Genomic DNA, 21772 nt, shown 5'->3' with positions numbered 1-21772 from the left:
AATTAATTTATTCCATGCACAATATAATGATATAGCTTATGTTCTACAGGCTTGTCCAATACCATATTCATATGTACAACCGGAATATCTTTACCGTTCTTATCAAGCATCATAGCCTGTTCAACTGTTTCTTTATTAGGAAGTGTTTTCCCCAAATAATAAAAACCACTACCTTCATCGTCATCTTTTTTAATGAATAAATGAAGATCCATATTCATATCATCTGCATGAATAATCTTTTTAACCTCTTCCGAAGCCAGAGTTCGTTTACTTCGGGTATACCATTTAAATACCTTTGGACTTATGAATTCATCTCCGTAGTCAACACTTGCTTCTACCTCATCATTTTTATGATATGTAACAAATATTGGACAAGTCCGATACTTCGGTTTATATCCATACATAGTGGAACTTTCATCGTTTTTCCAGTTTAATAGTTTACATGCGTCCTTTCTAGTATATTTTTCATACCTAGTAAGCTGTTTTTTAGGATGATATTTTTTACTTCGCTCAAGCCCACTTTTAACAACATCAATTATTAACTTTTTAAAGTAAGGATTAGATTGCAAACTCTCCTGAATTGGTTCCGAAAATGAATATGTTTGACCTGAATTTAGTATGATTATTGGTTTATTACCATATTTCTTTTTGTCCGATTGAGTGAAAAAGGATAGGTCAAATATACGGTGTACAGATGTAATAGTGTCAACATTAGCAATACATTCAGATTCAGAAAGGGCATGTTTAAAGCCTTCAGTTGAAATGGTAGTATGTTCTAATAATTTTTCCAATAAAATGAGCTCGTGTTTCCGTTTTCCATCAAGAACTTCTGATGAAAGCATTGTCAATACACAATTTTCATAAGCACGTAACATTGGGACTTCTTCTTTCATTTTTGATAAAAAAGTATAATAGTTCTTATACTTTCCTGTAATTACAACAGGATCAATCGAGTGATTTTTAATAAAGTCATATAAATATGGAGTTCTTCCTAGTCGATTTTTCAATTCAACGAATGCATCCTTAAATATTTTCAGTGCTGTCAAATTACTAGCATTAATCGATTTAAATATTTGTTTCTTAGCAACCTCTTCAAAATTGACAGTGGATATTCCCTTAATATAACTTGTTTCATTTGTATGTCTACGAACGTTGTCTTTATTCAGCGACTTATCCCCAGAAAGAGCCATTGGGATTAAAAAATTATTCTTATAGTTACCTATAAAATCGATAATTGTAACATATTCCTTTGTTTTATGTTTCCGGAGACCCCGCCCTAACTGTTGAATAAAAATAATGCTAGATTGGGTTTGTCTCAACATTACAACTTGATTAATGCTAGGAATATCGATCCCTTCATTAAATATATCAACTGTAATTATATAATCGAGAGAACCGTTCTCCAATCTATCCACCTGGTGCATTCTTTCTTCTTGAGAATTATCGCCAGTTAAAGAAATCGTTCGGAACCCTTTTTGATTTAATGCCTCAGATAACTTAACAGCCTCCTCTTTTCGACTACAAAATATTAAACCTTTTACACTTTCACCAGAATGACCATAATAATCAATTTTATCTATAATATGTTCTACACGTTCATTTGTAACAAGTTTTGATAAGATTGCAGTTTCGTCAATGAATTCCCCATTATATTCGAAATCAGTAACCCCAAAATAATGAAATGGACACAACATATCTTCATCCAATGCCTCTTGCAATCGAATCTCATAAGCGATATTGTAGTCAAACAACTCATATATATTAAAATCATCCGTACGCTCAGGGGTTGCTGTCATACCTAGTAAAAATTTTGGTTTAAAATAGTCGATTACTCTTAAATAAGATGCAGCCCCGGCTTTATGCACCTCATCAATCAAAATATAATCAAATTCTACACTGCTAAATTGCTTCAGAGTGTCTTGCTTTGAAATGGATTGTATTGTTGTAAATAAATATCTAGCATCTTTCTGTTTAATGGAACCAGATAAAATACCAAAATCTTTTTCAAGTCCACCCATAATACGTTGAAAATCAGTTTTAGCCTTATGTAATATCTGTTCTCGATGTACAACAAACAGCATACGCTTTGGTGCAACACGACGCACGTCAAATGCTGATAGATATGTTTTTCCTGTTCCAGTTGCGGATATGACAAGACCTTTATCGTGCCCTTCATTCCTAACAGACTGTATTTGCTCCAATGCTGCCTTTTGCATTTTATTCGGTTTAATATTAACTGCAGTTTGAACAGAATTAACTTCATAATTCTTTGGAAACTCTATCAATTTTGTTGCTGCTTGGTAATCGAATGGTTTATGTATCTCTTCATATGATTTTATCCATGCATCGGTTAATGGACTAGCTTCCTTCCAAACTTCTTCAAATTGATTTTTAAAATGGGTGATCACTTCTCCATCTTCATAAGAGGTTAACTTCACATTCCATTCATAATTCACTTTCAATGCCTGGGCAGTAAGATTTGAACTTCCCACTATTAAAGAAAAATATTTATCATGTTCAAATATATAACCTTTTGAATGGAACCCTTTCAATTCAGTTAATCGAACCTCCACATTAGTGATCTTCATTAATTCTTTGAAGACCTTTGGTTGATTGAAATTTAAAAAAGTTGAAGTAAGGATTTGACCCCGTATTCCTTTTCGCTTCAAATCAAGTAAATGAGATTTTAATGTAGCAAGACCGCTTTCAGTAATAAATGCCACTGAGAAAATAAATGATTTACAGTTATCGAGATCCTCAACCAACGATGTTAACACATCTACATTTGTACTCGTATTGTTTACTAATAGTCTAGGTTTATATGTATCTATTTTACCGTAGTTCCGATCAATAAAACCTTTATGTAAAGAATCCTCTAAATTTCTCAAAAAATTTTCCACCAATTCACCCCCAATATTATTATTGACCTTTTACTATCTTTTCTACCGCAGGAATATCTGCTGGCGCCCAATCAAGAATTTGAAGTTCTTCTTTAGGTAACCACTTAATTGATTGGTGCTCTGTTAACACTGGCTCACCATCAACAAGAGTACAATAAAAAGTAGTTAAATGAACAATTCCAAAATCGTACTCATGTACTGTATGATCAACTTGTTTACCAACTTCAATATTGCAGCGCATTTCCTCTTTTATCTCTCGCTCTAACGCTTCCTTTGATGTCTCACCTAGCTCAATTTTTCCCCCAGGAAATTCCCATTTTTGTGATAATGTTTTTGTTTGACCCCTTTGCGCACAAAGAATTTTATTGTTATTGATTATTACTGCTCCGACCACGTGTATATTTTTCTTATCCATTTACTTCCCCACCTGTTATTTGTTATCTTAATATTTTATTATACATAATTAATTTGGAAGAATAAAAGTATTAAATAAAGAAATAAGTTCCCCATCATTTAAAGATGGGGAAAAATAGATAGTTTATTAAAATGAGATTTTTATAAATCACACTGTATAGGCAATCTTACCTGCCCTCACTCCAAAACAAACCCCATCTCAACCTTCTCCCCAACACTCTCAAAACCCTCATCATGTGCACCATCAACAATCAAATTAACTTTCCCAATATCCTTTGCTGGTGAATCAACAAGAAACATTACGTCACCTTCCTTATGCACCTTTCCAATAAAATCACCGCCAACATTGTCAGAAAAGAACATAGCTGCATCCGCCTGATCACCGGTATCTGTTGTAATTGTCGCTTGATCCGGATAGAAGCCAATTGTATCATCAGAGGTATTCTCTGCTTTCATTTTTAACGTAATCACCGTTACCTTTTTTTTACCGTCAAACATATCCAGGTAATCTTCATTTACTTCAAGATCGCCAATCTGAATCCCGCTCACATTCAGTTTCACTGGACCACTTTCCGCATTTTCATCCAAGTCCTTATTTTTATAAGCGATACGCAAAGTGCCAATTTCCGATTCCTGAACCATTTCATCGTCGTTTGCTTCATCCGTCTTGTCATTTTCTGCTAAGTCATCACTAGCCATGGATTGATTTGACTCCGCCTTTGCTTTTCCCTCCGAATTGTCACTCGTATCCTCGCCACATGCTGTTAAGACCATGCCAGCAATGACCATTACTGCAAATAAAAATACGAATTTCTTTAACATAATAAAATCTCCCCCTGTATGAATAATTTCTGTGCAGTGATTTTTCTATAAATACCAGCTGCCTCACTCTAAATCATATCAACAAGGGTGAACAATTTTTTGTACACCTTAAACGCAATGATATATACTCAGTTACTAATTGTTTTTACGATTTATTAGTTACTTTTATTTAAATCTGGTTACTGGATAGTCAAAAGTTCTAATAGGTCGAGACCCCAAAGAATTGTTATCAAACTCCAGTATTTTATGCCTTAAACGGTTTAGTTGAATTACAATTAAACGTGGGTTTCGTGCTAATAGGTTATAAGCGATGTGAACTAACACCCGAACGATGAACAGGATAATTGTTCGGCTTTGGCATGAATGTAATTTATAAGCTTATAGTTTGATCTTGTTCCGCCGTTCTACGACAAACAATCATTTGCGGCAATTTGCTGGTATTGTCGTAAAATTTTAACATAGGACAATTGTATATACTCATACAATTAATACGACTATTAAGATGTGAAGGGAGCCATATTTATGGGATATACGGATAACTATGAAAGGGATCCTTACGGTATTATTGCATTTTTCCTACGTAATGATTATGACCATGGTCGATTCTTTGATAGGGAAATAAGCCATTACGAGACTGAATTGGCCCGTGCAAACTTAAACAACGTTCAACGTTTAGGGAAAATATGGGAAAGGGCTGCAAAAAAGCAGGGCGATATTGGCAGGTTAATTGATGATGCCCAGCATGCTACCAACGAATTCCACAGTCTCCTTGCCTATACAATGGATAAGTCATTGCATTGCGAGGTTATTATTTCAACGCCATTATCACTTATCGATCACATGGTACGGGAGGCGGAGGAATCACAACGGATATTTAAATTAATTGACAGTGGTGAAACCTATACACCTTCAGATGCTATTATACATGAGAGTGTCTTTTGGTTAAGGCAAATGGCAGACCATTTGGGTTATATACACCATTATGTTGATTTATCTAACTATGATTTACATCACCAAATCACACAGATGACGGAAAAATTCCAACGGCTGCTTTTACAGGCACAGGCGCTACAAACCATGATTCGTCCCCCTCGAAATAAAATGCTGCCAGTGTTGGACCAGTTCCGAAAAATGCTTATCCCCGAAGTTCAAGATCTCGAGAAATTTAAATTGGAGTTAGATGATTTAATCAAAAAATGTGCTGCTGCTACAACATCCCCGCCGGATTTGCTAGAACATATAGCCAGGGAGGCCCATCATCTGTGGAGGAATTTGGAAGATGAGGTTATATCATGACGGGTACCCACGTGATTCCTAAAACAGAACTTTCATCTATGCCCAGCTGAAGGAATTAAAATGACTGCACGTTAGGCAGCATAATACATCAGCCATTTACTTATACCGTGTCTGAATTAAACTACATTTTTACTCTGCGAAAGTCGCTAGTACAAAATAATAAATACCCTAAAAAAGCTTTAATAAGAACCCAATCTTGCTTGAGAATGGGTTCTTAATATCTATATAGGGTTAGTATCCATATGGAGTGTATACGTAATAAGGCATTGCGGCCCTGGCATAACAGTTACAAGGTTTCCATTGATTTTGCCATATATATTGATTGTCGTCATGCCGGGTAGCATGGTGTCCCAGGTCGGGCTCTTCCTTTGCCTGTATCCGTTCAGATGATGTTGGGGGTTTTGAATTAGGTTGTGACTGTGCGAGTTCCTTCTCTAGAGTCGTTGCCGTCACAACGGGGGGCGGCCCTTCCCATGGTATTGACGGAACCGCATAAACCGGACCGAAACCATTCTTTAGCTGATTTTGTCCGAATAGGGCAGGACCTTGATGGTTTTTCATATATTTCCCCCCCTCAGGTTGTTTAGAAATACTAAAATTTGGGCCTACCGCATTCATTGGTTGATTAACAAAAGTTGCCGGTGCTATTTGATTACCGTTCCCTTCGCTTTGATTCATTTTTCCGATATCATTCTCATTAAACATATCAACTCTCCTCCCATGTTTCCGGTATTACCTGTATTTTATTCATCCGTTTTAATTTTGGGTATATAACTTACAAAATGGGCTGTGTGGGAATTACTGGATTAGTACCATTATTCCCCTGTAACCCTTGATGTGCAATGATAACATCTACAAACTGGAGCAACCCCCCCATAAAATGATCGGCTAAATTAACTGACCTTAACCTTATCAATTGGAGTACACGTTTTTTATACTCATAAATGACGGTTGTATACGAATACGTTGAAATTTATGTACGAAATCCATTACTATTAAAGTAACCACGGATGTAAACGACAGGCTTTAAATAGATTTAAGAGGTGATTGCGTTGAGTAACAGAACCAAAGACAAGGAACTGGAAAAAGGACTAATGAAAGTTCTTGATGGACTGAAGGAAATACGGCATGATTTAGAAGAAAAAGCAGAAAAACGAACCTGGCGTGAGATCAACGTACCTTCCACCCTTTACGATGTATTAAGCAGATTTACAAAAGATGAATTGACGAATATTCGGAAAACGCTTACCATTCCAAACGCCAGCTCCTTGAAAAAAGTTGAGCTCATCAAGCTGCTAGAGACAAAAATACCGGAAAAGTTTGAAACGATTTGCCTTCATTTCGATGTGGAACGTTACAGCATTATTGATAAATTGGCCCATCAAGGTGGTTCAGTTGATGCTGCTAAATTTTCTTTGGACCTGCTTAAAAACCTTGAGCAGTACGGCCTCATTTTTACCGGAACAAATAATGGGGAAAAAGTTGCCGTCATGCCAAGTGAACTGGTCGAGCGATTCCAAACCATCAATCATACAAAATTAAAAACCATTACAAAAAGAAACACAGAATGGATTAAGCTGGCACAGGGCCTTCTATACTACTATGGAACACTTTCAGGGACCACATTAATTAGAATGGTGGAAAAGTATTCTGATTACAATATGGATGTGAAGAATTTCTTTGACATTATGCACGATGCGGTGGATTGCTACAACGAAATCAGGGTTGACGGGAACGGTTTTTCACAAGGTAGGGTTTTCGACTCGGGGCGTGTCGTGAAAGAGCACCGCAGCAGAAAAGACGTTCCATACTATCCATTTACCAAGGAACAGCTCCTAGATGCCGGAGTCCCAAATTATGTAGAGCGAAACAGCAGCTACAGGCAATTCGTCACCTTCCTTACACAAAATTATGAAGTTAGTAAGAAAGAAGCAGATGGATTTGCTGAGGAATGTGTTTATGCTACCAGAATCGGGGATGGCCCACAGGATGTTCTTCAGTTTCTGCAACAAAGTTTTGAAATAGACAGTTTAGAAAAAGTACAAGCATTCATGGAACCACTTGTTAACCTGATGAATAACACGAGGGAATGGTTCCTTAAAGGATATACCTCAACAGAATTATTAGAAATAGATAAGAAACATATGCAGCCATTGCCAAACAACACAAATAACGTCATTGATTTCAAAACGAAAAAGAAAGTCGGACGAAATGATCCATGCCCATGCGGCAGCGGAAAGAAGTATAAGAAATGCTGCGGGAGATAATCGGGACAAGGGGTCAGCCCGGTCAGATCCCTTGTCCCGCTTCAACTTGTAAATGGCTTCATTAAGGCTAATAACATTTACGCAATAATGGCATCTTTTAGCCTATTCACCAGTCTCCGCAAACCGTTTAATACGATTACCAATCTCATCCCGAACACGCTGGAACACTTCCCACTTCTCTTCAACCGTTCCTTCCGCTTTTGCTGGATCATCAAACCCCCAATGTTCCCGTTTTACATGTGGCGGTGTCACAGGACATTTATCTTTTGCATCCCCGCAAAGTGTTACCGCGATCGTTGCATGATTCAAAAATTCCGGATCAATCATCTCTGACTCTTGATCAGAAATATCAATGCCCACCTCATTCATAGCTTTGACCGCGTTCGGGTTTAACCCATGTGCTTCGATTCCGGCGCTCCGGACTTCCCAATCACTTCCCAAATATTTTTTCGCATAACCTTCTGCCATTTGACTTCTGCAGGAATTACCCGTGCATAAAAAGTAAATTGCTTTTTTGGACATTATCGTCTGCCACCCCTTTTCTTCCATCTATAAAATTACCCAGAGCCATAATGCTAACCCGGTAAGTGTGATCAATAATGTTGGGATTGTAAGCGTAATTCCTACTTTAAAATAGTAGCCCCAGGAAATTTTTACACCTTTTAGCGATAGTACATGAAGCCATAATAATGTTGCAAGAGAACCAATTGGTGTTATTTTAGGTCCCAAATCGGATCCAATGACATTGGCATAAATAAGGGCTTCGTTAATTTCTCCGGTTGTTTGAACATCTGAGATCGCTAGCGCATCAATCATAACGGTTGGCATATTGTTCATAATCGATGACAAAATCGCCGCAATAAAACCCATCCCAATTGTTGCAACATATAAGCCTTGATCGGCAGTCCATTGTATTAAATCGGCTAAAACACTTGTCAATCCAGCATTTTGCAGACCATACACCACAACATACATTCCAATGGAGAAAAATACAATTGCCCATGGAGCGCCTTTAACAACGGTTGACGTTTGTACTGCCGGGCTGCGTCTAGCCATAATCAGGAATAAAATAGCTATGACACCAGCTACAATCGAAACGGGAATGCCAACTGCTTCACTTCCAAAATAGCCCGCCAGCAATGCCGCTAAAACAATCCAGGAAATCCTGAACATGAAAGGATCTCGTATCGCTTGATTTGGTTCTTTTAACTGGGTTACATCATATTGTTTCGGAATACGTTTACGGAAAAATAGATATAAGACAAGAATACTGGCCATTATTGAGAATACGTTCGGGATAATCATGCGGGAAACATATTCCACAAACCCAATCCCAAAATAGTCTGCGGAAACAATGTTCACCAGGTTACTTACAATTAAAGGCAGTGATGCGGTATCCGCAATGAATCCACTCGCCATGATAAACGGTAAAATCATTTTTTCCTTAAAGTTCAAGTTACGTACCATCGCTAATACAATTGGTGTCAAAATGAGTGCAGCACCATCATTAGCGAAAAATGCTGCAACGATGGCTCCTAATAAAATTATATAAACAAACATTCTTATGCCATTACCTTTGGCTATTCTGGCCATATGTAATGCAGCCCATTCAAAAAATCCGATTTCATCAAGAATAAGTGAAATTAGAATAACTGCTACAAAGGTTAGTGTGGCATTCCAAACAATACCTGTAACCGTTAGGACATCCCCCCACGTCACTACACCTGCAACAAGGGCTAGGATTGCTCCACCGCAGGCACTCCAGCCAATCCCTAGGCCTTTAGGCTGCCAAATAACGAGTACCAAGGTGGCGATAAAAATCCCAACGGCTAAGTAAACTGATACATCCAACTTAATTCCTCCTTAATCACAAACAATTCGCTTACCCGCCTTTTCCAAGCAAACGAGCTTTTCTTTTTGATTTGGCAGATGATCCAAAATAGTCATTACCAAAGGATAGCTTTCATTTTCCCTATTTAACGAATAAAAGATCCATTGTCCTTTACGTTTTTCCTTCACAATACCAGCATCCCTTAACTTGCGCAGATGCTGACTGATCGAAGGCTGGCTCATTTGAAAAACTTCCACAAACTCACAAACACAGCATTCATTATCCTTTAAAAGCCCAACCATCGTTAGTCGTGTTTTATCGCCTAACAACTTTAGCGTTAAAGCAACTTTTTCAATATCTAACAAATTGTCACCCCCTGCTCCCTTTCATATATTAGCATATAACTATTTGCTTATATAAACAAATTAAATCTGGCAGAGGTGTGTCTCTTGACCCGCTTTACCTAACGTATATATTCCAGCAAGCACAGCAACCACTCATACCAGCTATTGAATTTTCTTTCTCCCACAATCCCAACAAAAAAACAGCCAAAAAGTCAGCAACAAGGCTGGATTCACGGCTGTTTTTCATTCATTTTACCTGCAATTTTTTGTTAAACGTACATCACAACATTTTATCGACAGATAGGTAACTTACTTATCCCCATCTTTCCCCGCTTCATCCGCTATCTGATCAAAAGAACGGACTTTCCCATGCGGATTTTGTGCAGCTTTTCTGCCTCGCCATTCTCGTTCTTGCTGTCGTTTGGGTTTAGACATTACTTATGCCCCCTTCGAAGTTAGTGCATCCCTTTCCATTCACCCTTGTTTTTAGATGCTTTTTCCTTCTTAGCTTTTGCTTTATGTGCCCGATTAGCATTGGCACTGCCAAATTCCTTAGAGAACTCGGAATCCGTTTTACTGGAATCAAACCCTTTTTTATTCTTCTGCTGCGGATCATTTTTCTTTGTTCGTTTCGCCAAAAATATCCCTCCTTTTTTGCCTTAGTATAGGTAAAGGAAAAGGAAATATTCGATGCTATTCACGTACAATTGCACTTAGCTGTTTACACTAAGTTTTCCACCATGATAGCAATAGTAATGTTCGGCATGAAGCTCTTTTAATTTTGCCAAAGATTTTTCTGCATTCTCACTATCCAAGCAAAAGTGTGGATTAACAATGACTAATGCATGATTTTCTTTACCAGCCGCGTCAGCTGTAATAACGCTTTTTAAGCTTGGAAAATATAAGGAAATATGCCCTGATGTATGCCCTGGTGTTGCAATCACCCTGCATGTGTTATCCAAAATCATATCACCATCATGTACCGTTTTATCTATTGGAACATGTTTCAAATTATTCAGCTGCTGGATGAACCATTTGCCAAAGTCCATTTCTTCCTCTGGCAAATGCTGTAATAATTCTTCGGCTTGAACCAATCTCTCCGATTTCGTTTTTCCGCTAATATATTTTGCTTCAATCTCACTGGATAGGATCGTAATCCAAGGGTACTTTTCCTTGAAATCATATACGGAACCGATATGGTCAATATCATAGTGGGTAATGATGATATTCCTTAAATTTTTCATTTCATACCCATTTTTCAATATTTCACTTTCGATTAAGGGTAAAAAATTTGGATTCCCGGTATCGACCAGCGTCAGTTCATTGTTCACACTAATTAAGCTTGGATTAATCCGTTCCTTCTGTCCATTTAATTCATATTCAATTGGCAATTCCACTATTTTCATATTCCTTCCTCCATTTCGTTTGTTCGTTATATGTATTTCATGCAGACACGTTATCATAATACCATATTTTAAAATGCTATTTATAGACTTCACAAAACAGTCTGTAAATTTATTTTATTACGTTGGACAATTCATTCAGCACATACATCACAAACTTTTACACAATACTAAAACTATCCCAAAAACACATAGTTCAATATTTGGAGGGGTTTAGTTGGACACAATGAATACTCCCGCCACTTAATTTCTACAAAATTTGAAGTGGGGGTTTCTGGGGTATCGACTTTCAAGATGACGATTAACCACCAGTGGAGTTGACACATTGGTGTGCTAAAAACACCCAACCCCGCTATCCCATTGGTCTTGCCTTTTGGGATTACGTTTATTTTAGTGTGACCGATATTGGATACAATAAGGTTTCTGTGCAGGCAAAAGGTTCCTTAAATGCGTCCCGGAATACTTTTTTCATGATATTTGCAGCACCATTTACATCGGCATTCATGTGTGTGCCATTCTTTGAACGGTATAATCCTCGCTTCACACGCTTCCCTGAAAATGAGTTATTCATCTCCTCCCCATAAACGGGAATGTCATCATAATCCAGAAAACTTGCTTGTGACGTGTAGGATTCTTCCGTCATAATCACTTTTATACCATGACGTTCGACCTTATAGGTGATCATCTGAACTAAAAGTCGATGGGGTATGGTTATAAACGTTTGATTATTTCTTTTTCCCATATTTGAATGGTCTTTCCAACCTTTGTTATGACCGATAATAAACGTATCAATATCATTTTCCAAAGCCAGTTTTTCAATTTGATAACTCGCTTTATGGAATAGGTCTTTTAGTTGATTAAAGCGCTTGTTGTTGATTTTTTCTAATCGTTTGGATGTAAATGAACCTTGGCTGGTGTTCTTTCCCTGACGAAGAATACCCGTATAATGAGATTTCAATTGGTTAAAGCGTTGATTAATCGATTTGATAGTTTTGCCCTTTACTAATACAGGTCTTTCGCCAGTATTCGTAACGATGGTTGCAAGATTATCAATTCCTAAGTCAATCGACAGGTAACGATTCTTGGACTCTCTTGATTCTTGTGCTGGAGGAACTGCGAAGATAATTCCAACTACATACTGACCATACTTTGGGATAACTCGAACTTGTTTTAGCTTCCCCTCTATCCAACCCAATTTACCGATATTTAATCGTTCCTTTGTTTTGGGAAACTTCAAAAACTTATGATCCCTTATCACGCAATCTTGGTTGGAAAATGTTACTTCTTTTTCTTTCGAACGGCTGTATCCCGGGATTTTTGGTCTAGCCTTGAACTTAGAAGGCGTGTTTCTATATTCCCGTAAACTTGCATAAAATGATTTCCAGTTTTGGAAAACTACTTTCATAACCCATTGGCTTGATTGAACTGGTAAAGAACGATAATCGTTTTGAGACATTGATTTAAAAAGAGCATCTATAACGTTATAATTGATATATGGTTTTTCTTTTGTTGGCTCTTCAAATAAAAAGCATGTAACTTCTTTTCTCTTATCACTAGGTATTGCTTCTTCTTTTACCACTTTCTTTCGATAAGCAGCGAGTTGATTCGCATTGATTTCAGGTAAGTGAATTCGAATATTATCCAGCACTTCTTTTTGAAGAGGTTGCAATGCTTTTTCTTGCGTGAGAGCAGTATATACTTGTCGTATATAAAAGTTTGTCGTATGATGCATATTCTTCGCGTTTTGACACATTTCCTCAAAGTATCCATACATTCGATGTCCTTTTTTTACCCAAATTTGCATCGTTTTATAGCCTGCCATTCGCCCACCCCCCCAAACGTATGTTTCTGTATAATTTATATTACCAATAAAAGGGTGCTAAATCAATTAATAAAACCGCCAATTCTCCTCCCACCTAAAATTACTTCCAATTTTTGAGGAAGGAGTCCTCTTGGCTAGTGTGATAGAAGGCAATGTGGATAAGCAGGGCAAACGAAAACATCCGAAAGGCTTATTTCTGCTGTTTATCACGGAAATGTGGGAGCGCTACAGTTATTACGGGATGAGAGGTATCCTCGTACTTTATTTGACTGAACAGTTTATTAGCGGCGGTCTTGGAATGGACAATGCTACTGCTTTGCAATTGTATGGTTTATATACAGGTCTGGTTTATTTGACTCCCATGATTGGCGGCTGGCTGACCGACCGGCTAATGGGCTTAAGAACCGCTATCACCATTGGCGGGATAACAATGGCATTAGGCGATTTTACTTTATTTGCTGTGCAGCATCAATGGGGACTTTATCTTGGTTTATTTCTTCTGATTATAGGTAACGGTTTTTTCAAGCCTAATATTTCAACCTTAGTCGGGGAACTTTACGACAAGAATGACGAACGGAAAGATTCTGCGTTTACCATATTTTATATGGGAATTAACCTTGGTGCCTTCTTCTCGCCGCTAATCGCAGGACTTATTTATGGGGAATGGTTCTATTCAAACCAGAACGGTGTTGAACATTTTGGTTATCATTATGCTTTCCTGGCATCCTCAATTGGGATGATTATCGGCCAAATCTTGTTTACGACTCTATCTAATAAATATCTTGGTGATGTCGGCAAAAAGCCATCACGGGAAAAAGCTACCCCATCCAATTCTGAAAATGCAAAACCATTAACACGTAATGAAAGGCATCGAACAGCCGTCATCTTTATCTTAGCTGCATTTGTTATTATGTTCTGGGTTGGCTTTGAACAAGCTGGTGCTTCCTTTACACTTTATACAAGGGATTTCATTGATCGAACCCTTTTCGGGTGGGAAGTGCCAGTTTCGTGGTTCCAATCGCTGAATCCATTGTTCATATTGCTTCTGGCGCCAATCATATCAGCAATTTGGGTCAAGCTGTCACGGACAGACCGAGGGGACTTTTCCATACCGACAAAAATGTCATTTGGCTTAATGCTGCTTGGACTTGGCTTTATGATTATGGTTCCGGCGGTATTAATGACCGGAAGTGATGAGGGCAACATTACGGTTAAGGCAAACATGTTATTCATGATTTTCACCTACTTGATGCATACACTTGGGGAATTGTGCCTGTCACCAATCGGATTATCAATGGTGACGAAAATGTCGCCACTGAAGTTTGCCTCCCTGCTGATGGGTGTTTGGTTCCTGAGCAATGCAGCGGCTAACTATCTGGCTGGACATGTGGCCTCATTAACAACTACCTTTGGCTATCTCGAAATATTCGCCTACCTCGGCATCGCAGCGATAGCACTTGGTCTGCTTTTACTGGCACTGACCAAACCAATCCAAAAACTCATGTACCTGGACGAACTCGATGAAGTTGACAACAGATAAGATGTGGGACAAGGGGTCAGTCCCTTTGTCCCATCCTTTTTTGCCACGGTCACATCGTCAAGCTATGGGACACGGGGTCTGACCCCGTGTCCCACCATATCCGCTAATAAGACTCAATTAAATTTTTTCTTTCTTGTTCAATTTCAGCTAATTCACGATCTTTTTGCTCTGCTTCTGCTTTCAAATTTCTTATGATGTCATTCACGGTAGACAGTTGATTTCGAGCTTGTTCCAACGAATCTTGAATTTTACCTTGAACCATCCAATCCGATATGATCCCGTCGAAGAAAAAGTCGGCAAATTTTAGCATTCCGGAAATCTCTATTTGCAAATTGGCTGTTTCACCTAGATCAAGCAATTCTTTTTGGAAGCTTCTCATTTTAGATTGTGCCTGATGAATAGATGCTGTAGCTTCATCAATATGACTGTGCTTGACCATTCCGGAGATTGCACCGCCACCGAACATATCGAATGTCCCCCATCCAGCAGCACTCTCAAGCGAACTTACAGCATTTTCAAGTTCGTATGTAACACGATTCCCTGCGTCAACCGCTTCGTTCAGCTCGATAATATATGCCTGAACGTCACCCTCTTGTTCACTTATGTTGTATAATTCATCCGCAGCGGCAGAATTGCTTTTGTCTATCATTTCTTCCTTTACAGCTAATACATGCTGATACTCGTTTTCAGCAGTAACCACATCTTGTAAATTAGTTTGAAGCGCTGCAATAGAATCATTGATTTCATTTTTCGTTTCTTTCAGCTTCACTTGAACAGCCGCTGCTTCCTGTTTTTCTTTTCTAAGCTTTTCTTCCTTTGATCCAAAAAATGTTTGAAATAAGCTGGTTAAACTTACACCTTCCAGCTTCTTAACATCCTTCATTTCATCGGTAAGCTGGTTTTCCAGAGTATTTACTAGATCCGCTATTTCCGATAGTTCTTCCCGATAATCTGTCAATTGCCTCTCCCATTTGTTCTTCTTCCGCAGTGTCGCCTTAATTTGAACAAGTTGTTTGTTTATTTCTGTGTACATAATATCCCCCTTTGTAAATCAATCAAAAACTTTATGAACAAAAATCCGAGACTAACCCCATGAACCCTTATATATGTATAAAAATAGCCTCCCTACTATTTCAGGTAAATTATAGCATATTGAATAAAATAAAAATAAGCTGTTCAAAACAGCCTTATTTAAGGACGAGTAATGAGGATTTTACAACCTGTACCCCGTTTGTTCTTATTTTTTCTATTTTCATTTTGTTCACTAGGTATTGAAAGTGGTTATAGAATTAGGCCTAAATCTGATATAATAACAATAAAGGTGGTGTTCTATATGTTAGAAGAACAAAATAATGAAACCAAACGAAAATATGGCTGGGTCGATAAATGGGCCAAAATGACTGGTGAACGAGCTAGAATAGACGCAAAGGTAAACAACACATATATTATTTATGAAAAAGACGGAAAACTTGTTAAGGAATTTCCAAATGGGGACATTATTCCATTTAACAAAAATGGTGAATCTTAATGCATACTCACCAACCTATATTTTTTGTATTTGCCGGTAATAATGGCAGCGGAAAAAGCACCTTACGAAATTTACTAATCGATAAAATTGGAATTGAAATAAATATTGATCCAGATGCAATTGCTCGAAGAATTGATTCAGAAAACCCTGAAAGTAAAAGGGTTGCTGCTGGAAAAGAAGTTATTAGATCAGTTAATAGGTACATTAATGAAGGTAAAGATTTCTCGATTGAGACAACACTTGCTGGTAAAAACGCCATTAGGCAAATGCAAAAAGCAAAAGAAATGGGTTATGAAGTGACTTTGTTTTATGTTGCACTCCGTAATGTGAGCAAAACATTGAAAGAGTTGCAATGAGAGTCAAAAATGGTGGACATAACATTCCGACTGAAGATATCATCAGAAGAAATACTACTTCTTTCAAACACCTTTACGATTATGCACATATTATTGATTGATAATAGCGAAGATGATGAGGATATTGTTTTAGAGATAAATAATGGTTCTATTACCTTGGAATCAAATATCCTCCCAAAATGGGCGCGGCCTGTCGTGGAACAATATAAAAAAGACTAACGCTAAATAGCTCTAATATCTACATTTTCACAAAAATACCTACAAATTTATTCACATTATATACTCAAAGAACGCTTTAGTACACTAAAGGGTAACAAAATGTGAACATCAGTAATTCGGACTTAAAAACACTCAAAATTGGGAAGACATATTAAAAGGCTGAACCCCTTTAGCACCAAGGAGTTCAGCCTTTTTCATTATGATGATTCCGATTGGGCTCGAACCAACGACCTCCACCCTGTCAAGGTGGCGCTCTCCCAGCTGAGCTACGGAATCAATTATAAAATTATAGTAATCTAACTATATAGAATCTACTAATCTCTGTCAATAGCAATTTTATTCACAAAACAACTTCAGCGACTTCCTGAATAACCATCCGGCAGCATTTTACATTTTATATGACCTATATCCTAATCCCACCCAATCCCCTCCCCTCGATAAAAACGCCATTTCCCTATATAATAGAAAGAAAATTGCTTAAAATCCGCGGAGGTCACAAATTGAAAACTGTCTTCTCACACCTTAAACCATACAAACTCCCAATTGGGATCGCCTATAGCTTAACATTGATTGAACTGGCAACAGAACTGCTCCTCCCCTTCTTTCTTGGGAAAATGATTAATCAGGGAGTTGTACATAAAGACATGGACTCCATTATTATGTGGGGCAGCATTATGATTGGTCTAGCTTTTACAGCTTTCCTTGCCGGGATAATTAATTCTTTTTTCGCTTCCCATACAAGTTTAAGTTTTTCCTATGACATTCGGAAAAAACTGTTCGAAAAGATTCAGAGCTTTTCATTTGCCAATCTCAATCAATACCCGACATCTGCACTTGTCACCAGATTTACTAACGATGTGCGCCAGCTTCAGAATACGTTATTCATGGGGCTGCGCATTATGACCAAGGCACCGCTGATCGTACTTGGCGGTGTGATTATGGCATTTGTGGTGAATGTGGAGCTTGCACTCATTTTCTTAGTTACAGTACCGCTTCTCATCACCTTTTTACTTTGGGTTCTCAAAAAAGCGAGCGGGATGTTCGAGCGTGTACAAAAGCGTGTTGACAGTGTTAACCGTGTTATGCAGGAAAACCTGGCTGGAATGCGTTTGATCAAAGCATTTCTACGACGGAATCATGAAGAAAACCGCTTCACAAAGGAAAACAGGGACTTAGCGAACCAAACGAGAACAACCTTCCGTTTTGTCGAAGCATCGATGCCGATTCTGTTGTTCGTCATGAATCTGAGCTTGATTTTCATTCTTTGGTTCGGCAATAGCCAAGTACTTGCCGGCCAATCGTCTGTTGGGGATATTGTTGCGATTGTCAATTATGCCTTAAGGGTATCGATGGCGATTTCTATGTTCACCTTCATCACATTAGCCTTTTCCCGGGCAAAGGCTTCTGCGGGACGGATTGGCGATGTGCTTCAGGTGGATGTTGATTTAGCAGATCATACGGATGCAGTCGAAACCGCTGCTATTTCAAACGGAAAAATCGAATTCGACCATGTAGCTTTTTCCTACCCATCACTAAAAGAAAGTGTACTGCATGAAATCTCGTTTACCGTCAATGCCGGGGAACGGCTCGCCATCATTGGTGCAACCGGATCTGGGAAGACATCCCTTTTCCAGCTTGTCCCGCGGTTGTATGATGTGACGGATGGCAGCATTGCGATTGACAATAAACCGATTACTTCCTATACATTAGAGCATTTGCGACGCGGTATTGGCTACGTTCCGCAAAATCCGCTTCTGTTCAGTGGAACGATTTTCGATAATATTGCCTGGGGAAAAGAGCATGCTTCCTATCGTGACGTTGAGCAGGCTGCAAAGGATGCACAAATTCACGAGACGATCATGGAGCTGCCTGACCAGTACGAAACACGCGTTGGGCAAAAAGGCGTTAATTTATCCGGCGGTCAGAAACAGCGCATTTCGATCGCACGGGCATTAATCCGCCGTCCGAAAATATTAATGCTGGATGACAGTACGAGTGCACTTGATTTAGCAACGGAATCCAGGCTGCTGGAAGCGATTAAGCAGGACCACTGCACAACATTGATGATCACCCAAAAGATTTCGACTGCTATGGACGCTGATCGAATTTTAGTAATTGACAATGGAAGCGTACTGGCAATCGGCACGCATGATGAATTACTGTCCCACTCAAAGCTTTACAAGGATATTGTTGAATCACAGTTTGGAAAGGAGTATCCACATGCCAATTAACCAGCTGAAGCACCCTTTCCAATATGAGAAAATCCCGCTCAGTACCACTAGGAAAAAAGAACGGAAGAAAGCGAAGCATACGTCCGCGACGGTCAAACGGATCTGGTCCTATTTAGCACGGGAAAAAGCAAAGCTCAGCCTTGTCATCCTTATGGTTGTCCTCAGCTCTGGATTAAGTCTCGCTGGTCCATTCTTAGTTGGGATGGCGATTGACGATTTTATTATCACGAAAAGAGCAAGCGGGCTTGGGCTTTTGTTAATCTGGCTGATCGTCATTTACTTCGCCCATTCCCTGACCATATTTTTGCAAAATTACTGGATGGTCGGCATTGCACAGAACACCGTTTATTCCTTGCGTGAGGATTTGTTCCGTCAATTTCACCGGCTGCCGATTTCATATTTTGACAAACGTCAGCATGGGGAATTGATGAGCCGGATTACGAATGACATTGATAATGTGAACAACACGCTGAATCAATCAGTCATCCAAATTTTCGCAAGTATCTTGACCCTTGTAGGCACAGTTGTCGTAATGCTCGTGCTCAGTCCGCTGCTGACCCTTGTGACAATGACTATTATTCCAATTATGTTTCTTGGAATGAAATGGATTACGAAGCGTACTGGTCCACTTTATAAATTGCAGCAAAATGATCTTGGTGAGCTGAATGGCTATGTTGAGGAAATCGTCTCCGGACAGCATGTTGTCAAAACGTTTTCCCAGGAGGAGCGGGTTATCGGCGAATTTGAGGAGAAAAATGCCGCATTAAAACATTCCGGCTTTTGGGCGCAGACAATATCCGGATTTATCCCAAAGGTAATGAACATGCTTAATTTCCTGAGCTTTGGTTTGATAGCACTGGTTGGCGGGCTGCTAGCGATTGAAGACATTATTACAGTAGGTGTGATTGTCATTTTTACCGAATATGCACGGCAATTCACCCGTCCATTAAACGAGCTGTCGAATCAATTCAATATCCTTCTGTCAGCGGTCGCTGGTGCGGAACGGGTTTTTACTGTTATTGATGAGGAACAGGAGGAAACAGATGAACAGGCTGCCAGGAAATTAGCCAAAACAGATGGGCATGTAGCGTTTCACAACGTTTCATTCGCCTATGAAGACACACCGATTTTAAAACACATTAACTTTGAGGCACATCCTGGGCAAACCGTGGCATTTGTCGGGCATACAGGTGCTGGGAAGACAACGATCATCAATCTGATTTCCCGCTTCTACAATTACGATGAAGGGGAAATCACATTAGATGACATCGATATTAAGGATATTAAACGGTCCAGCCTGCGCAATCATATGGCATTTGTTTTGCAGGATTCATTTCTGTTTCAAGGAACAATTCGAGAAAACATTCGCTATGGCCGCTTGAATGCCACCGATCAGGATGTGGTTACCGCCGCTAAAGATGCGAATGCCCACGATTTTATCAACCGGCTGCCAGATGGATATGATACGATCCTTGACCAGGATGGCAGCGGAATCAGTCAAGGCCAAAAGCAGCTGTTAACGATCGCCCGGGCGATTTTGGCAGATCCTGCGATATTGATTTTGGATGAAGCGACGAGCAATATTGATACCATTACCGAGGTGAAAATTCAGGACGCACTGAAGCGGCTGATGGCGGGCCGAACGAGTTTTGTCATTGCCCATCGGTTAAATACGATTCAGGAGGCAGATAAGATTATCATGCTGAAGAATGGCGAGATCATGGAACAAGGCAGTCACGCGGCACTGATTGAAAACAGGGGAAGCTATTTTAACCTGTACAAAGGTCAGCTGAATGATGCCACACATTAAGTTGGCCGATAGAATTTTCCCTTCTAACGTGATAGACTAAGTTTGGAATCTAACCACAAGGGGAATTAATACTAAATCGAGGTGTCCGCATTGCCAAGAAAAGGAACAATGATTGAAAAAGAAATCGAAAGCAGCTACTTACAAGAGACCATGACATTGAAATTGTACCAGCCGGAATCTTTTTCACCACTTTATAAATATCATATCTGCATCATGCAGGATGGGAACGATTATTTTCAATTGGGAAGGGTTGCGACGCTAAGTGACCGCCTGCATGAAAGCGGCGAGATTACCAACACCATTTTTGTCGGCATTCACTATAAGGATAAATTTGACCGCCGAAAAAAATATCATCCAAGCGGTGAGCAGAATCTGGCGTATACTAAATTTTTAGTCCACGAGGCTGTACCATTTTTAGATGACTTGCTTCCAACCTTTCATATGGGACAATCCCGTACATTAATGGGCGATTCGCTGGCTGGAACACTTGCACTGATGACTGCATTGCACTATCCGAACACGTTCAGTAATGTGATCATGCAGTCGCCATATGTCGATGAAACGGTAATGAACGCGGTGAAGGAAGCAACTGGCATACACGCGATTGACATTTATCACACAATCGGAACAGAGGAAACAGAAGTCGACACAACCGACGGGTCAAAGCAGGACTTTCTCACCCCAAACAGGGAATTGAATAAGGTGCTTGCTGGTAAAGGAATGAGTTACGTTTATCATGAACTAGACGGTCCGCATACATGGAAACCGTGGCAAAAGGATTTGCAGCGTGCATTGACGACGATGTTTGATTAGATTAAGCTAATAGTCTTAAGTAATATCTAAATCATTCTGCCCAAAGTGCAAAAATAGTAAAAATTTTTTTCGTTATTTTGTATATTTTTGTTATAATAATAGGTAGAGAAAATTTTCTACGTCTGCATACACGATTAAACGCAAAAATTTTTTTTACATCATCGTAGTTATGGTTA

21 protein-coding genes and 1 tRNA gene are annotated in these 21772 nt (G+C 39.1%); 9 read left to right on the top strand and 13 right to left on the bottom strand.

The features are described 5' to 3' along the window. Nucleotides 1-2: 2 nt before the first annotated feature. The 3 genes from IEV74_RS12340 to IEV74_RS12330 all read right to left on the bottom strand — a co-directional run bounded on the left by IEV74_RS12340 (nucleotide 3) and on the right by IEV74_RS12330 (nucleotide 4136). Entirely contained in the window at nucleotides 3-2900 is a 2898-nt protein-coding gene (locus IEV74_RS12340) for a DEAD/DEAH box helicase (RefSeq protein ID WP_188455681.1), read from the bottom strand. Between the two features lie 19 nt (nucleotides 2901-2919). Continuing rightward, a complete protein-coding gene (locus IEV74_RS12335) occupies nucleotides 2920-3315 on the bottom strand; it encodes a (deoxy)nucleoside triphosphate pyrophosphohydrolase (protein ID WP_188455680.1) in 396 nt (131 codons plus the stop codon). Nucleotides 3316-3491: 176 nt separating this feature from the next. After that, nucleotides 3492-4136 (bottom strand): hypothetical protein, encoded by a 645-nt coding sequence (locus IEV74_RS12330; RefSeq protein ID WP_188455679.1) that lies wholly within the window; start codon nucleotides 4134-4136, stop codon nucleotides 3492-3494. Nucleotides 4137-4658: 522 nt separating this feature from the next. On the opposite strand from IEV74_RS12330, the gene IEV74_RS12325 reads away from it, so the two are divergent. After that, nucleotides 4659-5432, top strand: a complete 774-nt coding sequence (locus IEV74_RS12325; RefSeq protein ID WP_188455678.1) for a DUF2935 domain-containing protein — start codon at nucleotides 4659-4661, stop codon at nucleotides 5430-5432. A 231-nt stretch (nucleotides 5433-5663) separates the two neighbouring features. Here the strand turns inward: IEV74_RS12325 and IEV74_RS12320 are convergent, their stop codons facing one another. Beyond that, nucleotides 5664-6137 (bottom strand): hypothetical protein, encoded by a 474-nt coding sequence (locus tag IEV74_RS12320; RefSeq protein ID WP_188455677.1) that lies wholly within the window; start codon nucleotides 6135-6137, stop codon nucleotides 5664-5666. A gap of 347 nt (nucleotides 6138-6484) precedes the next feature. On the opposite strand from IEV74_RS12320, the gene IEV74_RS12315 reads away from it, so the two are divergent. Beyond that, on the top strand, nucleotides 6485-7699 hold the full coding sequence (locus IEV74_RS12315) for an SEC-C metal-binding domain-containing protein (RefSeq protein ID WP_229683167.1): 1215 nt from the start codon (nucleotides 6485-6487) through the stop codon (nucleotides 7697-7699). Nucleotides 7700-7801: 102 nt separating this feature from the next. Here IEV74_RS12315 and arsC read toward each other — a convergent pair whose 3' ends face one another. From arsC to IEV74_RS12285, 7 genes are all read right to left on the bottom strand, one after another. After that, nucleotides 7802-8221 (bottom strand): arsenate reductase (thioredoxin), encoded by a 420-nt coding sequence (gene arsC, locus IEV74_RS12310; protein ID WP_188455676.1) that lies wholly within the window; start codon nucleotides 8219-8221, stop codon nucleotides 7802-7804. A 27-nt stretch (nucleotides 8222-8248) separates the two neighbouring features. Then, nucleotides 8249-9550 (bottom strand): arsenic transporter, encoded by a 1302-nt coding sequence (locus IEV74_RS12305; protein WP_188455675.1) that lies wholly within the window; start codon nucleotides 9548-9550, stop codon nucleotides 8249-8251. Between the two features lie 12 nt (nucleotides 9551-9562). Continuing rightward, nucleotides 9563-9895, bottom strand: a complete 333-nt coding sequence (locus tag IEV74_RS12300) for an ArsR/SmtB family transcription factor (RefSeq protein WP_268233837.1) — start codon at nucleotides 9893-9895, stop codon at nucleotides 9563-9565. A 288-nt stretch (nucleotides 9896-10183) separates the two neighbouring features. Then, on the bottom strand, nucleotides 10184-10309 hold the full coding sequence (locus tag IEV74_RS19755; protein ID WP_229683166.1) for a DUF6254 family protein: 126 nt from the start codon (nucleotides 10307-10309) through the stop codon (nucleotides 10184-10186). Nucleotides 10310-10329: 20 nt separating this feature from the next. Beyond that, nucleotides 10330-10512 (bottom strand): hypothetical protein, encoded by a 183-nt coding sequence (locus IEV74_RS12295; RefSeq protein WP_188455674.1) that lies wholly within the window; start codon nucleotides 10510-10512, stop codon nucleotides 10330-10332. A gap of 75 nt (nucleotides 10513-10587) precedes the next feature. Continuing rightward, nucleotides 10588-11280, bottom strand: a complete 693-nt coding sequence (locus tag IEV74_RS12290) for an MBL fold metallo-hydrolase (protein WP_188455673.1) — start codon at nucleotides 11278-11280, stop codon at nucleotides 10588-10590. A gap of 382 nt (nucleotides 11281-11662) precedes the next feature. Then, complete coding sequence (locus tag IEV74_RS12285) at nucleotides 11663-13099, bottom strand: RNA-guided endonuclease InsQ/TnpB family protein (protein WP_188455672.1); 1437 nt, start codon at nucleotides 13097-13099, stop codon at nucleotides 11663-11665. A gap of 130 nt (nucleotides 13100-13229) precedes the next feature. On the opposite strand from IEV74_RS12285, the gene IEV74_RS12280 reads away from it, so the two are divergent. Next, nucleotides 13230-14639: a peptide MFS transporter gene (locus IEV74_RS12280; protein ID WP_188455671.1), complete on the top strand. Its 1410-nt coding sequence runs from the start codon at nucleotides 13230-13232 to the stop codon at nucleotides 14637-14639. 103 nt (nucleotides 14640-14742) lie between these two features. Here IEV74_RS12280 and IEV74_RS12275 read toward each other — a convergent pair whose 3' ends face one another. After that, nucleotides 14743-15672: a coiled-coil domain-containing protein gene (locus tag IEV74_RS12275; protein ID WP_188455670.1), complete on the bottom strand. Its 930-nt coding sequence runs from the start codon at nucleotides 15670-15672 to the stop codon at nucleotides 14743-14745. Nucleotides 15673-15972: 300 nt separating this feature from the next. On the opposite strand from IEV74_RS12275, the gene IEV74_RS12270 reads away from it, so the two are divergent. Genes IEV74_RS12270 through IEV74_RS19745 form a run of 3 tightly spaced genes read left to right on the top strand, consistent with a single transcriptional unit; the run spans nucleotide 15973 to nucleotide 16742 of the window. Further along, nucleotides 15973-16167 carry a hypothetical protein gene (locus IEV74_RS12270; RefSeq protein ID WP_188455669.1) on the top strand — a complete coding sequence of 65 codons (195 nt, stop codon included), beginning with the start codon at nucleotides 15973-15975 and terminating at the stop codon, nucleotides 16165-16167. Then, nucleotides 16167-16523, top strand: a complete 357-nt coding sequence (locus tag IEV74_RS19750; protein WP_229683165.1) for a zeta toxin family protein — start codon at nucleotides 16167-16169, stop codon at nucleotides 16521-16523. Before IEV74_RS12270 ends, IEV74_RS19750 begins: the two co-directional genes overlap by 1 nt. A gap of 12 nt (nucleotides 16524-16535) precedes the next feature. Continuing rightward, nucleotides 16536-16742 carry a hypothetical protein gene (locus IEV74_RS19745; RefSeq protein ID WP_229683164.1) on the top strand — a complete coding sequence of 69 codons (207 nt, stop codon included), beginning with the start codon at nucleotides 16536-16538 and terminating at the stop codon, nucleotides 16740-16742. 203 nt (nucleotides 16743-16945) lie between these two features. Here IEV74_RS19745 and IEV74_RS12260 read toward each other — a convergent pair. Beyond that, a tRNA-Val gene (locus IEV74_RS12260) sits at nucleotides 16946-17018 on the bottom strand. Between the two features lie 224 nt (nucleotides 17019-17242). On the opposite strand from IEV74_RS12260, the gene IEV74_RS12255 reads away from it, so the two are divergent. The 3 genes from IEV74_RS12255 to IEV74_RS12245 all read left to right on the top strand — a co-directional run bounded on the left by IEV74_RS12255 (nucleotide 17243) and on the right by IEV74_RS12245 (nucleotide 21596). Further along, on the top strand, nucleotides 17243-18973 hold the full coding sequence (locus IEV74_RS12255) for an ABC transporter ATP-binding protein (protein WP_188455668.1): 1731 nt from the start codon (nucleotides 17243-17245) through the stop codon (nucleotides 18971-18973). Then, complete coding sequence (locus IEV74_RS12250; protein WP_188455667.1) at nucleotides 18963-20783, top strand: ABC transporter ATP-binding protein; 1821 nt, start codon at nucleotides 18963-18965, stop codon at nucleotides 20781-20783. The genes IEV74_RS12255 and IEV74_RS12250 overlap by 11 nt, the downstream gene beginning before the upstream one ends. 90 nt (nucleotides 20784-20873) lie before the next feature. Next, complete coding sequence (locus IEV74_RS12245) at nucleotides 20874-21596, top strand: alpha/beta hydrolase (RefSeq protein ID WP_188455666.1); 723 nt, start codon at nucleotides 20874-20876, stop codon at nucleotides 21594-21596. The last annotated feature ends 176 nt before the right edge of the window (nucleotides 21597-21772 follow it).

This window comes from Virgibacillus oceani (assembly GCF_014638995.1).
Classification (GTDB): domain Bacteria; phylum Bacillota; class Bacilli; order Bacillales; family Amphibacillaceae; genus Virgibacillus_E; species Virgibacillus_E oceani.
Note: the sequence above shows the minus strand (reverse complement) of the source record. Positions and strands in the feature narration are given on the sequence as shown.